The organism is Pantoea sp. DY-15 (genome assembly GCF_019795935.1).
GTDB classification, from domain to species: Bacteria; Pseudomonadota; Gammaproteobacteria; order Enterobacterales; family Enterobacteriaceae; genus Pantoea; species Pantoea leporis.
The window spans coordinates 1,074,172-1,088,224 of the sequence record NZ_JAIMIF010000001.1 but is presented as its reverse complement, the minus strand read 5'-3'; the positions used below and the strand labels follow the sequence as shown (position 1 = coordinate 1,088,224).

Here is a 14,053-nt window from a genome sequence, read left to right as displayed (position 1 = left end):
CGCAGTCACTACGCCACAGGAGTATTTCACGTGACCCCAACCCTTATTGAAAGTATTGAGTGTTTTATTACCCGCCCCGATCGCCATAACCTTATTACCGTACGCGTCACCACCAATAAAGGGATTACCGGTCACGGCTGCGCCACCTTTCAACAGCGTCCTTTGGCGGTAAAAACCATGGTGGATGAGTATCTGGTGCCGCTATTAGTTGGACGCGATGCCAATAATATTGAAGACCTGTGGCAGATGATGAACGTTAATGCCTATTGGCGTAACGGGCCGGTGACCAACAATGCCATTTCGGGCGTGGATATGGCGCTGTGGGATATTAAATCGCAGTTAGCCGATATGCCTTTATATCAGCTTTGGGGCGGCAAAGCGCGCGATGCGATTGCAGCTTACACCCATGCCAGCGGTGAAACGCTGGAGGAACTTTATACCTCCGTTGATAACGCCTTAGAGAAAGGCTATCGCCATATCCGCTGTCAGCTGGGCTTTTACGGCGGAACGCCGAAAGAACTCCACGCACCGGAAAATAGCACCTCCGGCGCTTACTACTCGCAGCAAGAGTACATGACGAATACGGTCGAGATGTTCCGCGCGTTGCGGGAGAAATACGGTCACTGTTTTGAAATATTGCATGACGTGCATGAGCGCTTATTCCCGCAGCAGGCCATTCAGCTGGTAAAACAGCTTGAGCCATATATGCCCTACTTCCTTGAGGATGTGCTCCCACCCGCGCAAACTGGCTGGCTAGCGCAGTTGCGTCAGCAAAGCGCGGTGCCGTTAGCGTTAGGCGAATTATTTAATAATCCCGCAGAATGGCACGAGTTAATTGTCAATCGTCGCATCGACTTTATTCGTTGTCACGTCTCGCAGATTGGTGGTATTACGCCGGCATTGAAACTGGCTGCACTGTGTCAGGCATTTGGTGTGCGACTGGCATGGCACGGACCGGGCGATATGACGCCGATTGGCGTGGCGGTTAATACACATCTGAATATTCACCTGCACAATGCTGCGATTCAGGAATTTATTCCACGCTCAACGCTGACGGATGCCATTTTCCCTGGCGCGCCGGAAATTAAAAATGGCTATCTCTATCCGCCGCAAGCATCAGGTATTGGCGTCGGCTTTGATCAGGCGTTAGCGGAAAAATATCCGGTAGTTTATCGTCCGCATGAATGGACGCAGAGTCGCCTGCCAGACGGCACCATGCACACGCCATAAGTTAGCGCTGTTGCTGGCGGAAACGCAGATTATCCGGGTTATGCGGAATCAGATAGGTGCAGGTGTAATGAATATCCACGATATCGCTGATTTCATACACCTGCCCACCCTGCAAAATACCACGATTAATAATGTGCATCGCCGGACTGCCTTTTTTACAACCCAGTAGCGTCGCCTGTTCGCGGTTAACGCTAATCGCACGATAGCTGGTGAGTAAATGTGAGATTTGGTAGCCTTTGGACAACACATATTGCTGTATCGAGCGCTCAATAATCTCACCGTTGAGATCGGTAAATAAGGTTGCGGGCATACGCGATATTTCAATTTGTACTGCCACATTATCGACATAGCGCAGGCGGGAAAACTCCCAGATAAAGGCGTTGTCGTTAATGGCAAATATCTGTTGCTCATCACTATCGGGGCGCCTTTTACGCAGGCTGATTGAGCGGTAATGCATTTGATCGAAACGCTTTTCGGTAATCGAATTATACACCAGCGGGTTATTGCGCACCGTTTCGTTAATCCAGATGCCCGATCCCTGCACGATACGCACCGCCCCGATACTGACCAGCTTCTCCAATGCTTGCCGGATGGTGAAACGCGATACGCCATACTCTTCGGCCAGCTGGCGTTCAGGCGGTAATTTGCGTGGCGCAGAGGTATCTTCCTGATAGATTTTGCTCAGCAAATCCTGGGTAACGAACTCTTTCTTTTTCATTGGATTACCCTCCTCCTGTGTGGTGTTCGCAGATGATAACACGATGTTATGAGAAGGAAGGGTTAGGTACGCATCAATGGGCAGAGGTCGCCATAAATGGCGACCCTACATCCCTTCCTGCACCAGAAAGGCGATTAGTGTTGCATCCCTTTCTCCCGTCAGCGCGGGCAATGGCGCGGTATCGCTCACGGAATCGCCTTTGTGCAACCGTTCATTATCCATACGCACAATGCCGTCCAGCACGCTGACCCAGCTTGAAAAGCCTGCAAGCTGTGGCACATCCACCTGTTTGCCGCGCTCCAGTTTCAGGTCATAAATGTATACCGCCTGATTCAGCGCCAGCGGCGCCTCGCTGCCGTGCGGCCCTGCCAGTAACGTCCATGCGTTTACTGCCGCACCGTCCGCACGGGTAAAGGTATTGACCTGCGGCTCACCGCCGGTTTGCGCTGGAATGATGGTGGCCTGCAACATGTCGGTTTCGATAAAAGGCGCAGACTCGGCAAAGCGCATGCCGCTACCGGCACTCAGCAGCAGCGCGCGTTTGGCGTTAAGGGAGTGCGTTTCACCCTGCTCGGTGCTGTACAGCAGCGAACCGCGCCAAACGTAGCTGAAAATCTCGCTATCCTGATGAGAATGCAGCGGGATAGTGGCATCCAGTTGCAGCGTCATTTGGTCGACAATCGCCAGCGGTCCAAACGCTTCACCAGGACGCTGACGGCGAATGGTGAAAGGACCATATTCAAACAGCTGATCGCGTTGGGCGCGCAGGATGTTCATGATGTTATTCCTTAATGATTTTTTCTGTCCACCATCATAGAGGTCTGAAAAATCATGAACAGCAGGCAAAACTGCTCGCTTAAATCAAAAAAACTGAACAACGCTAAAGCGCCGAAATAATCAGGTTGGGTTAATGTTTTTATTCATCGCCAGTACAGCTTTAATTGCGTAAAATAGCCGCTTTATTCTGCGAGTGTAATAATCATGAACCGAAGCGAACAGATCCTGGCCGCCGCCGAGCAGTGCATGCGGCTGAAAGGCTTTCACCAGACATCGATTCAGAATATTGCCAACCAGGCCGACGTCAGCATTGGTTTAATTTATAAATACTATAAAAACAAAGAGGCGATCATTGAGGCATTAGTCACCAATGTAGTGCAGCGGATGATCATGCTACTCAATGCCGACTTTGAACGTATCGCGCATATGAAAGGACATTATCACGAAGCGGAAGATATTGTGCCGGCGGCAGTGGAAAACAGTATTATTCTGCTGATGGAAGTGTCATCTGAAGCCACGCGTAATAATCGCATACAACAAATTATGCTCGATGCCTGGCATGAGCTTAAAAATAATTTTATTGCTCAGGAGCAGGCGCTGCACCCCGAGCAGGACGCCAATGCCATTCATACCCGCTTATATGTGATGTCGCTGATTATTGACGGCATTATTATTCGCCGCTGCATGAAGCAGCGCGATATTGCGTCGGGCTTTATGCCGTTTTTCAATGCGGTGGTGAATGATGTCTATCCGCACGGGGCGGTGTAAATTCAGCCGAACAGATGCTGGCTGAGAACGCCGTTCACCCGCTGCATTTCACGTTGGTCCAGGTCGCTATCGACGAAGGCGCGACAGGCGACGCCATCGACCAGCAGCAATAAAAATTGAATGCGATTGGCGCGCTGTGTTGGATCGATATCAGGTTGTTGCGCGCGAAAAATAGCCGCTAACTCAGCAAGTAATAATTGCTCCTGCTGGGCCAGAATGGTACGCACCGATTCATTACGCGACGCCTCAGAATACATTTCCAGTAATAATTTCCGGTCCTGACTCGGCCAATGCTGCCAGAATGGCGAATCAGCGTTGATAATATCCTGAGTCGATTGTTGTGCGGGCAAGTGTTGTATTAAAAACAGGCGCCAATTCTGCGCGATGCTTTTTATTGTTTCCATCACAATAAGCTCTTTACTGCTAAAGTAACGATATATTTGCCCTGCCCCTAACGCAGATTCACGGCTAATATCCGCCATGCTGGCGCCATGAAATCCGGAGCGACTAAAACAGACTTTCGCCGCAGAAATCACCTGCTGCTGACGCTGTAAGAGAAAATCGTCATGTTCAGAGTGACTCACATTGGCTCCGAAAAAGAATTTATCGTTTATTCCCGTCATCATACGTGATGCGTTTCCGGTGAGAAACCCAGACAATGTTTCCAATTCTTGCTTCCCCGCACGCAGGCATTGTAGCGGCGCAATTTATTGCGCGATAAATCGCGCCGCTACGAAAAGTGCAATTATTGCGCGCTCATTATTTCAGATTCTTTCAACGCCGTGCCGCCACCCATCACTTTATAGAAGGTGATCAAATTCAGGTAATAGGCTTGCTGCGTACTCACCAGATTGGTTCGGGCACTGTACAGCGTGCGCTGCGCGGTTAACGCATTGAGGTAGCTATCAACACCGTTGCGGTAGCGCAGATCCGCCAAATGATAATAGGTTTGCGATGCCGCCACATTATTCTGCTGACTGCTGAGCTGATCATTGATAGTACCGCGACGCGCTAGCGCATCCGCCACTTCCTGGAAGGCGGTTTGCACCGCTTTCTCATACGCCGCTACGTAATACTCTTTCTGTGCTTTGGTGTATTTCAGGTAAGAGACGTTGTAGCCGCCCTGGAAAATCGGCAGTGAAATGCTCGGTGCAAACGACCAAATGCCCGCCCCGTTTTTAAACAGCGTCGACAGATCGCTACTGCCGACGCCGCCGCTGCCCGTCAGCGTGATGCTCGGGAAGAAGTTGGCACGCGCCGCGCCGATACTGGCGTTGGCAGACTTGAGATTATGCTCGGCTTGCAACACATCAGGACGATTCAGCAACGCATCTGATGAGACGCCCGCAGGCACCTCGCGCAGTGCGTTACCGATCGACTCAATGCTGTCAGGCAGCAGGTTATCCGGCACGCTGCGGCCCACCACCAAATCCAGCGCGTTTTTATCCTGCGCCACCAGCGTGCTGTAGCTGGCGACATCGGCCTGCGCGGATTGATAGGTGGTTTCCGCAGACGAGACATCCACCATTGAGGCGATACCATTTTCCATCTGCTTGCGCGTCACCTGCCACGATTGTCGCGCGCTCTCGGCGGTCTCTTTGGCAATCGCCAGATTGCTGCGATCGGCGGCGAGCTGCAGCCAGTAATCCACGGTGTTGTACAACACCGTCAGGCGCGTGCTGCGTGCACCCTGCAGCGTGCCGAGATAGGTTTCATACTGCTCGCGCGTCAGGCTCTGGTTTTTGCCAAACAGATCGAGTTCAAACGAACTGACGCTACCTTCTGCCGAATAACTGTTGCTGATGGCGGTTTGATTGCCTTCGCCTGTTAACGCGCGCGAACGCGTGCCGCTCACGCCGGCGCTAATAGCCGGGAACAGATTGGCGCGCTCTTCACCGTATTGCGCATGCGCGGATTTAACGCTGGCCACCGCTTCACGCAAGTCGCGGCTGCTATCCAGCGCCATCGCCACCACCTGCCGCAGTTTGGCGTCGAGCACATAATCCTGCCAGCTCAGGTCGCGGTAGTTGCTGGCTGGTGTGCCTTGCAATGAACGATAGGCTTCACCGCTCGGCATCTGGCTGCTGACCGCGCCTTGCGGGCGCTCATAGTGCGGATCGAGCGACACACAACCCGACAGCAGCGCGGGAACCAATACCATTAAGAGTTTTGCCGACATGTTATTCCCCCGCCTTGGGCACAGATGCATGATTATCGTCATGCGGTATCGCCGGGAACACGCGACGCACCAGAACAAAGAACAGCGGTACAAAGAAGATCGCCAGCAAGGTAGCGGTCAGCGTGCCGCCAATAATACCGGTACCAATCGCAATACGGCTGTTGGCGCCCGCGCCGGTGGAGATCGCCAGCGGCAATACGCCAGCGGTAAATGCCAGCGAAGTCATAATGATGGGCCGCAGGCGCATCGATGCCGCGTGCGTTGCCGCCTTCACCAGGCTTTCCCCTTTGCGGTAATTGTCTTCGGCGAACTCAACGATCAGAATCGCGTTCTTCGCCGACAAGCCAATGATGGTTAACAGCGCCACCTGGAAGTAGACGTCGTTTTCCAGCCCGCGCAGGCTGATCGCCAGCAGCGAGCCGATCACCCCCAGCGGCACCACCATCATCACCGAGAACGGCACCGACCAGCTTTCATACAACGCCGCCAGGCACAGAAACACCACAATCAGCGAGATGCCATACAGCGACATCGCCTGGTTGCCGGAGAGTTTTTCCTGATAGGACAAGCCGCTCCACGCAAAGGTGGTGCCCGCCGGCAACTTCGCCGCCAGTTTTTCCATCGCGCTGATCGCATCCCCGGAACTCTTGCCGGCCGCCGCCGAACCTTCGATTTCGTAAGACGCGAGGCCGTTATAACGAGACAGCACATCCGGGCCGTACGCCCACTCTGAGGAGGCAAACGACGCAAACGGCACCATGGTGGTATTGCTGTTGCTATCGCTGCCGCGCACGTACCAGCGATCGATATCTTCCGGCTTGCTGCGGAACTGCTGATCGCCCTGCATGTAAACCTTCTTCACACGGCCACGATCGGTGAAGTCGTTGATGTAGCTGCCGCCGATCGCCGCACTGAGCGTGTCGTTGATGTCGCTGATGGTGAGACCCAGCGACTGCGCTTTTTCATCGTCGATATTGACCTGCAGCTGCGGTAAATCCGGCAAGGTATTAGCACGCACCGCGCTGAGCAGCGGATCCTGATTGGCTTCGGCAATCAGCTGATTGCGCATCTGCAGTAGCTGGTCGCGCCCGGTGGCACCACGCGCCTGCAGCTCAAAGGTGAATCCGTCTGACTGCCCCAAACCGGACACCGACGGCGGCGACAGCACGAAGATCTGCGCATCACGAATGCTGGCAAGATTGGCCATTGCACGCGCGGCAATGGCATCGGCACTGTTTTCAGCACCTTTACGCTCGCTCCAGTTCTTCAGCGAGATAAAGCCAATCCCGGCGTTCTGGCCGCTGCCGGCAAAACTGAAGCCATTCACCAGCATGCTGACGTTGACGTTGTCTTTTTCTTTGGTGGCGAAGTATTCCTGCACCTGACGACGAACCGCGCTGGTGCGGTTTTCCGTCGCGCCCGGTGCCAGCTGGTATTGCACCATGATATAGCCCTGATCCTCAGTCGGCAGGAAGCCGGTCGGCAAACGCATATACAGCACCGCGCAACCGATCAGCAGCACCGCGTAGAGCAGCAGATAGCGCACCGAACTGTGCAGCACATGACCCACGCCGTTGTGATAACGCGTCTGCACGCGCTCGTAGCTGCGATTAAACCAGCCGAAAAAGCCCTTTTGACCGCCTTCTTCGTTGTGCGGTTTGAGCAGCGTGGCGCACAACGCCGGCGTCAACGTTAACGCCACAATCACCGACAGCACCATCGATGACACAATGGTGATGGAGAACTGACGATAGATAACACCGGTTGAGCCGCTAAAGAAGGTCATCGGCAGAAACACCGCCGACAGCACCAGCGCGATACCAATCAGCGCGCCGGTGATCTCTTTCATCGACTTTTCAGTGGCCTGACGCGGCGGCAAACCCTCTTCGCGCATCACACGCTCGACGTTCTCCACCACCACGATTGCGTCATCCACTAACAGCCCGATGGCGAGCACCATGCCGAACATGGTTAAGGTGTTGATCGAATAACCGAACAGCGACAGCACGCCAAAGGTTCCCAGCAGCACCACCGGCACGGCAATCGCCGGAATCAGCGTGGTGCGGATGTTCTGCAGAAACACGAACATCACGATCACCACCAGAATCACCGCCTCGATCAGGGTTTTCACCACCTCTTCAATCGAGATTTTCACGAAGTCGGTGCTGTCGAGCGGATACGCCACTTCATAGCCCGGCGGCATGCTGCTGCGGAACTCGTCGATGGTGGCTTTCACCTGTTCGGCGGTTGAAAGCGCATTGGCGCCGGACGCCAGCTGTACCGCGATCCCTGAAGCCGGGTGACCGTTCGCCAGCACGTTGGCGCTGTAATCCTCATCACCCATTTCTACGCGAGCCACATCACTCAGATGCACCACCGATCCGTCGCTTTGGCTTTTCAGCACGATATTGCGGAACTGTTCCGGCGTTTGCAGACGCGAGCGCGAACGCACGGTCGCCACCAGCTGCTGCTCTTTGCTGGCAGGTTGCGCGCCCAACTGACCGGAGGAAACCTGGGTGTTCTGGCTCTCTAGCGCGCTGGTCACATCAGACGGCATCAGCGAATAGGAGGCGAGTTTGGCGGGATCGAGCCAGATGCGCATGGCGTATTCAGCACCAAACACCTGCACGCTACCGACGCCCGGCACGCGCGCCAGCGTATCTTCCATGTTGCTGACCATGTAGTCCGCCACATCGGCCGAGGTGCTTTGGTTGGTTTTATCGTACAGCGCCAGAATCAGCAGGAAGTCGCTTTGCGCCTTCTCCACCGTCACGCCTTGCGTGGTAACGGACGTCGGCAAGCGGCTTTCGGCCTGCTGCACTTTGTTCTGCACCTGCACCTGCGCAATGTCCGGATCGGTGCCCTGCTGGAAAGTGACGCTGATTTTTACCTGGCCGGTTGAGGCGGTGCTGGTGGAATCGAAATAGAGCAAGCCGTCGAGGCCGGTGAGCTGCTGCTCGATCACCTGCGTGACGCTGCTTTCCAGCGTTTCCGCCGACGCGCCGGTGTAAGTAGCCTGAATACTGATCTGCGGCGGTGCGACGTCGGGATATTGCGCAATCGGCAGGCTTTTAATGCTGAGCACGCCAAACATCATGATGCAGATGGCGATCACCCAGGCGAATACCGGGCGGCGAATAAAGAACTGAGCCAACATAATTACTTGCCTCCGCTGCGGGCGCTGTTTGGCGTCACTTCAACTGCTTTTACCGTCATCCCGGCCTGCACTTTGGCGGTGCCTTCGACAATCAGCTTGTCGCCGCTGTTTAAACCGCTGGTCACCAGCCAGGTGTTGCCGATAACCCGATCGGTCACCACTTCCCGGCTTTGCACTTTGTTCTCGTTATCCACCACCAGCGCCGTAGCGTTGCCCTTGGCATCACGCGTGATGCCCTGCTGCGGGGCCAGAATCGCATCCTTTTTAACGCCGTTAGTGACGCTGGCGCGCACATACATGCCCGGCAACAATTCATGCTGCGGATTAGGGAAAATGGCGCGCAGCGTAACGGTTCCGGTGGCTTCATCAACCGCCACTTCAGTCAGTTCCAGCTTGCCGGGATGATCGTAATTGCTGCCGTCTTCCAGTTTTACCGTTACTGGCACCACATCGCTGCTCTGCTGAAGGGAAGCCTGCTGACGCTTCAGTTTCAGCAGTTGCACGCTGGATTGCGTGAGATCGACATAGATCGGATCGAGCGCGCGAATGGTCGCCAGCGCCGTGGTTTGCGCCGAGGTCACCAGCGCGCCCGGCGTCACTGACGAGATGCCGATGCGGCCAGAAATCGGTGCTTTGATTTGCGTGTAGTTGAGGTTGATGCGGGCGCTTTCGACGGCGGCACGATATTGATCAACCGACGCCACGTTCTGTTGATAGGTTGCCAGCGCATCGTCGGCATCCTGACGCGATACGCCGTTCTCTTTCACCAGCGCGCTATAGCGCGCGGATTTTAACTGGCTGCTTTTCACTAACGCCTGCGCATTTTTCAACTGCGCAACGGCCTGATCGTAGCTGGCCTGATAGCTGGCTGCATCGATTTGATACAGCACCTGACCGGCTTTGACTTCGTCGCCTTCGGTAAACAGGCGCTTCTGGATGATACCGTCCACCTGCGGACGCACTTCCGACACCATGCTGCCCACCACGCGTCCGGTGAGTTGGCTATCGAGCGTCACCGACTCAGTTTGCAGCGTTTTCACGCCAACTTCGGTGGTCATCTCGCCCGCTGGCGGGGCGCTATTCTGGTCACAGGCGGCGAGCAATAACACCAGCCCGGCAATGGCCGTGCGCTGAAAATTCTTCATGAATAATCCTGTAGTGAACGTTCATTCTCAATCTTGAGTCTACCAAATCGCGGATGTGGGCGTATGTCAGGAAAATGAAAAGAGCACTCCTGAAAAGCAGCAGTAGAATAGCGTCCTCTTTGATTGAGGATTTTTAGGGGTTAATCGCGATAGGTTACAAAGTGTTGCTAACGATAATGAGTAATAACCATTAATGCAAATGATTATTATTTACATGAGGGTGAACGTTAACCCGATGCGCGGCCTTACCTGCGCGTCGTAGGGTCGCCATGCATGGCGACCTCCATCCAGGTGCGCATCAATGCGCACCCTACGAAAAATCACGTACCACCTTTAACGCCAGCTGCGGGCTGGTTAATGGCTGACTATCGGCGCTAAACAGCCTGGACGCCGCCGCCATAGAAACCTGGGCCAGCGCCACATGATCCGCACCCTGCTGTTTCCCGTCTGCCACTGCTTGCGCAATCATCTGCAGATACGCATCCTGTTGACCCGCTTTAAACGCCGCCCATGCGCCAGAAATCAGCTGCACCTCAGGATGCTGTTCAACCGGTAGCGTCGCTGGGCAAAACAGCGCGCGGGTAGCCGCTAACGTGGATTCCGCCGCACACAGCACCAGAGATTTTCCCGGCAAACGGTGCACTTCATCGGCCAGCATGCGATCGGTGCGATACACCGGGCAATCATGCCCCTCAGCGTTAAAATCATCGGCGACCGGCCCCAGCGTCGAGCAGGTAATCAGAATCGCGTCGAACCACGGCGTCAGGCTGCGTAACAGCTGTTCCAGTTTGTGCTGCTGCGATGCTGTCATGCCACCGGTCAGCTCGGCTTCCGCCAGCAAATGCGGCATCACAATATGACTTAGTTCGCCATTACTCATGCCCAATGCGTGCGCGGCGTCATCGAAAATAGCGATATTACTGGCGGCGGTATGCAGGCAGGCGATGGTCATAATTGTTCCTGTTTAGCTTTTATGCTTCAATTTATGCAATTATTTTATATGATTATCAATCGGTTATTTCAACGGGTTATCACATCGCTGCAAGGAATTTGATCATGGCTTCCTCTCTCACGCTTGCGGAACTTGGCCCACGTATCTGCATTCTGGGTCCATCGAATAGCGGAAAATCCACGCTAGCACAGGCCATTGCTGCTAAAACCGCATTGCCACTGATTCATCTTGACCAACTTTTTCATTTGCCAGGAACACATTGGCAGGCGCGCAGTGAAGCGGAGTTTCGACAACTGCATCTTGACGCTATTGCGGGTGAAAAATGGGTGATGGACGGTAATTATGTGCGCTGCCTTCCCGAACGCCTCATAAGAGCCAGCGGAATAATCTTGCTTGATGTTCATCCCGCTCGCAGCCTACTGCGTTATATCCGCCGCACACTTTTTGATGCCCAACGCATAGGCGGCGTGGTTTCTCCCAACCAGCGCGAGCACCTTACCTGGGAAATGATCCGTTATTTGCTGGTAACTACGCCTGGCCATCGCCAACGCAATCGCCGGATGTTCGAACAGTGGACGCTACCCAAAGTGTTCCTGGCCTCTCCAGCCCAGCTCATCGCCTGCTATCAGGCGTGGGAATTGTCGCGCGCCAGATAAAAAAAGGCGCCACAGCGGGCGCCTTATTCTATTTCACTGCGATTACTTCAAACGGAATGCCACAACGCTGTCACCCGCCTGGGTGCCGAGCGAACCGTGACCGCCTGCGGCAATCACCACGTACTGCTTACCGTCTTTACCCATAAAGGTAGACGGCGTGGCTTGCGCACCGGCACTCAGCTCGGTCTGCCACAGCAGTTCGCCGGTGGTGCTGTCGTAGGCGCGGAAGAAGTTATCCGCAGTTGCACCGTGGAACACCAAATCCCCTGCGGTCAGCAATGGACCACCGTGCGCCACCATGCCCATCGGGAAGCCGATTGGGAAGCGGCCAGGCAGGAAGCTGGTCTTCAGGTTTTTGGTCACGCCCACGCGGCGCAGCCATTCGGTTTTACCGGTCTTCAGATCCACGCCCACCATGCGGCCCCAAGGCGGCGCAACACATGGAATGCCGAGGCCAGAGGCCATCTGCTGGATATGGATCGCGTAGTCACCGTGGAAGTTTTCGTTCCAGTATGGCGTGCCATCTTTGGTGAACAGGCGCTCGGTGGCGGTCTGCTCGGTGCGTTTGATCAGGTTGTACTTGTAGGCCAGACGCACTGGCGCGGCAATCAACATTTGACGCTGCGGATCGACAGCAACAGAACCCCAGTTGAACACACCAATGTTGCCAGGGAAGATCAGTGAACCGCCTTCCGTTGCTGGCGTCCACGGATTGCCGTCATAGCGCAGGCTACGGAAATCCATGCGGCATGACATCTGGTCAAACGGCGTAATGCCCCACATTGACTTCTCGGTCAACGGCTGCGGGATGAAGTTCAGGCTGGAAACCGGCTGAGTCGCCGCAAATTTCTCACCCGCTACGCCACCTTCAGTCGAAACCTTCACCCGGTTCACCGGATACACCGGCTGGCCGGTAAGACGGTTCAGCACAAACAGGTTGCCGGTTTTGGTCGGCAGGATCACCACAGGCTGCTTCTGGCCTTGATAATCGATGTCCACCAGTGAAGGCTGTGACGGATTATCGCGGTCCCACAGATCGTGGTTGGAGCTCTGATAGCGCCATTTGAACGCACCGGTTTGCAGATCCAGCGCCACCAGCGCATCACGGAACTTCTCGGTGTTGCTGTTCGGATCGCGTTCAATGCCCACTTCATCCGGTGAAGCGTTACCAAACGGCACATAGACTACGCCATTTTTCAGGTCAGCACTCAGCGTGCCCCACGCCACTGGCGTGTCCTGCGGGTAGTTTTGACCGGCAGCAATTGGCGCGGTGTTTTCCGGGTTGGCCGGATCAAAGTTCCACATCAGACGACCGCTTTGCACGTCATAGGCACGAATCACGCCTGACGGGTTGCCGCTGTTGAAGCCGTTATCCATCACGGAACCGCCAACGATCACCAGCTTGCCCGCCACCAGCGGTGCTGCGGTTTGCATCAGCGCATGTGGACGCACTTCACCCATGTTGGCGTGCAGATCAACCACACCGTTCTGACCGAAATCAGCGCACGGTTTACCGGTATCGGCATCCAGCGCAATCAGCTGCGCATCGGTGGTGGCGTTGAAGATACGCTTACGGCAGATAGCCGGATTCGCTGCGCTATCCTGCGCGGCAGCCGGAGTTTCTTCGTAGTAGCTTACGCCGCGACAGGTCTGATGCTGCTGCAGGTAGGAGCGATCTTTATTTGGCGTGAATTTCCACTTCACCGCGCCGGTTTCCGGATCAAGCGCATGCACTTCGTTATGCGGCGTACAGAAATACAGCATACCGTTGGCTTTCAGCGGCGTGGCTTCGAAGGTGTATTCGGTGGCATCCGCATCCTGGCGCAAATCGCCGGTGTGATAGGTCCATGCAACTTCGAGGTTTTTGACGTTCTCTTTGCTGATCTGATTCAGCGCCGAGAAACGCAGGCCGTCAGACGAACCACCGTACGCGGTCCAGTCGTTAGCGGCGCCCTGCTCGTTGTTCTGTTCGCGGGCATTGCTGATGGTGCCTTGCTGCGGAACCGGATCGTAGAAGCACAGACCAATCACCACCAAGATCATGATAATCACGGTGCCGCCGAGGAAGCCGTGGAAACGGCGTTCGCCGTGATACAGCGGTTTCACCACCCACGGCATCGCCAGCCACAGGCCGATCACGCCGAACAGGTCACCGCGTGGGATCCACTGCCATTTATCAAAGCCCACTTCCCAGATAATCCAGGCGAGCGTAATCCACATCAGCACCGCATACAGCGCCAGCGCGCTGCGCTGGTTGCGGAACAGTAAAATTGCGGTGATGAGTAAGCCCACCGCCATCAGCGCATAGAAGGCGCTGCCGCCCAGCATTAACAGCTTGCCGCCCATATACAGCAAGGCAATCGCCAGAATCGCGAGCACGATACTGGTTAGTTTGTTAACCATGCTAATCCCTCAACCATTTTCATCGAAAAACCTCAAAAATAACCCCACATAAAATCAACAGAATTTTA

General features: G+C 55.0%; 11 protein-coding genes. 3 read left to right on the top strand and 8 right to left on the bottom strand.

All coding sequences use genetic code 11. The features are described from left to right. The first annotated feature begins 30 nt into the window (after positions 1 to 30). Positions 31 to 1,230, top strand: a complete 1,200-nt coding sequence (locus K5Y32_RS05230; RefSeq protein ID WP_192233810.1) for an enolase C-terminal domain-like protein — start codon at positions 31 to 33, stop codon at positions 1,228 to 1,230. A 1-nt stretch (position 1,231) separates the two neighbouring features. Here the strand turns inward: K5Y32_RS05230 and K5Y32_RS05225 are convergent, their stop codons facing one another. Both K5Y32_RS05225 and K5Y32_RS05220 read right to left on the bottom strand, forming a co-directional pair. Then, positions 1,232 to 1,948 (bottom strand): GntR family transcriptional regulator, encoded by a 717-nt coding sequence (locus tag K5Y32_RS05225; RefSeq protein ID WP_222182003.1) that lies wholly within the window; start codon positions 1,946 to 1,948, stop codon positions 1,232 to 1,234. A gap of 105 nt (positions 1,949 to 2,053) precedes the next feature. Continuing rightward, positions 2,054 to 2,725, bottom strand: coding sequence for a pirin family protein (locus tag K5Y32_RS05220; protein WP_222182001.1), 672 nt, complete (start codon positions 2,723 to 2,725; stop codon positions 2,054 to 2,056). Between the two features lie 204 nt (positions 2,726 to 2,929). Here K5Y32_RS05220 and K5Y32_RS05215 point away from each other — a divergent pair, with 204 nt between their 5' ends. Continuing rightward, positions 2,930 to 3,493 carry a TetR/AcrR family transcriptional regulator gene (locus tag K5Y32_RS05215; RefSeq protein ID WP_222181999.1) on the top strand — a complete coding sequence of 188 codons (564 nt, stop codon included), beginning with the start codon at positions 2,930 to 2,932 and terminating at the stop codon, positions 3,491 to 3,493. Positions 3,494 to 3,495: 2 nt separating this feature from the next. Here the strand turns inward: K5Y32_RS05215 and K5Y32_RS05210 are convergent, their stop codons facing one another. From K5Y32_RS05210 to K5Y32_RS05190, 5 genes are all read right to left on the bottom strand, one after another. After that, the gene (locus K5Y32_RS05210; RefSeq protein ID WP_255602377.1) at positions 3,496 to 4,119 is read right to left on the bottom strand and encodes a TetR/AcrR family transcriptional regulator; all 624 of its coding nucleotides are present in this window, start codon (positions 4,117 to 4,119) and stop codon (positions 3,496 to 3,498) included. A 119-nt stretch (positions 4,120 to 4,238) separates the two neighbouring features. Further along, positions 4,239 to 5,672 carry an efflux transporter outer membrane subunit gene (locus K5Y32_RS05205; protein ID WP_222181997.1) on the bottom strand — a complete coding sequence of 478 codons (1,434 nt, stop codon included), beginning with the start codon at positions 5,670 to 5,672 and terminating at the stop codon, positions 4,239 to 4,241. A 1-nt stretch (position 5,673) separates the two neighbouring features. Beyond that, on the bottom strand, positions 5,674 to 8,829 hold the full coding sequence (locus K5Y32_RS05200) for an efflux RND transporter permease subunit (protein WP_222181996.1): 3,156 nt from the start codon (positions 8,827 to 8,829) through the stop codon (positions 5,674 to 5,676). 2 nt (positions 8,830 to 8,831) lie between these two features. Beyond that, entirely contained in the window at positions 8,832 to 9,974 is a 1,143-nt protein-coding gene (locus K5Y32_RS05195; protein ID WP_222181994.1) for an efflux RND transporter periplasmic adaptor subunit, read from the bottom strand. 310 nt (positions 9,975 to 10,284) lie between these two features. Continuing rightward, positions 10,285 to 10,926, bottom strand: coding sequence for a glutamate racemase (locus tag K5Y32_RS05190; RefSeq protein WP_222181992.1), 642 nt, complete (start codon positions 10,924 to 10,926; stop codon positions 10,285 to 10,287). A gap of 104 nt (positions 10,927 to 11,030) precedes the next feature. Here K5Y32_RS05190 and K5Y32_RS05185 point away from each other — a divergent pair, with 104 nt between their 5' ends. Next, entirely contained in the window at positions 11,031 to 11,582 is a 552-nt protein-coding gene (locus K5Y32_RS05185) for an AAA family ATPase (RefSeq protein ID WP_222182902.1), read from the top strand. Between the two features lie 42 nt (positions 11,583 to 11,624). Here K5Y32_RS05185 and K5Y32_RS05180 read toward each other — a convergent pair whose 3' ends face one another. Next, positions 11,625 to 13,985 (bottom strand): membrane-bound PQQ-dependent dehydrogenase, glucose/quinate/shikimate family, encoded by a 2,361-nt coding sequence (locus tag K5Y32_RS05180; RefSeq protein ID WP_222181990.1) that lies wholly within the window; start codon positions 13,983 to 13,985, stop codon positions 11,625 to 11,627. Positions 13,986 to 14,053: the final 68 nt, after the last annotated feature.

Bases quoted from the DNA above. Each gene is read 5' to 3' on its own strand.
- K5Y32_RS05225 (WP_222182003.1), bottom strand. From the start codon at position 1,948: ATGAAAAAGAAAGAGTTCGTTACCCAGGATTTGCTGAGCAAAATCTAT.
- K5Y32_RS05220 (WP_222182001.1), bottom strand. From the start codon at position 2,725: ATGAACATCCTGCGCGCCCAACGCGATCAGCTGTTTGAATATGGTCCT.
- K5Y32_RS05215 (WP_222181999.1), top strand. From the start codon at position 2,930: ATGAACCGAAGCGAACAGATCCTGGCCGCCGCCGAGCAGTGCATGCGG.
- K5Y32_RS05210 (WP_255602377.1), bottom strand. From the start codon at position 4,119: ATGATGACGGGAATAAACGATAAATTCTTTTTCGGAGCCAATGTGAGT.
- K5Y32_RS05205 (WP_222181997.1), bottom strand. From the start codon at position 5,672: ATGTCGGCAAAACTCTTAATGGTATTGGTTCCCGCGCTGCTGTCGGGT.
- K5Y32_RS05200 (WP_222181996.1), bottom strand. From the start codon at position 8,829: ATGTTGGCTCAGTTCTTTATTCGCCGCCCGGTATTCGCCTGGGTGATC.
- K5Y32_RS05195 (WP_222181994.1), bottom strand. From the start codon at position 9,974: ATGAAGAATTTTCAGCGCACGGCCATTGCCGGGCTGGTGTTATTGCTC.
- K5Y32_RS05190 (WP_222181992.1), bottom strand. From the start codon at position 10,926: ATGACCATCGCCTGCCTGCATACCGCCGCCAGTAATATCGCTATTTTC.
- K5Y32_RS05185 (WP_222182902.1), top strand. From the start codon at position 11,031: ATGGCTTCCTCTCTCACGCTTGCGGAACTTGGCCCACGTATCTGCATT.
- K5Y32_RS05180 (WP_222181990.1), bottom strand. From the start codon at position 13,985: ATGGTTAACAAACTAACCAGTATCGTGCTCGCGATTCTGGCGATTGCC.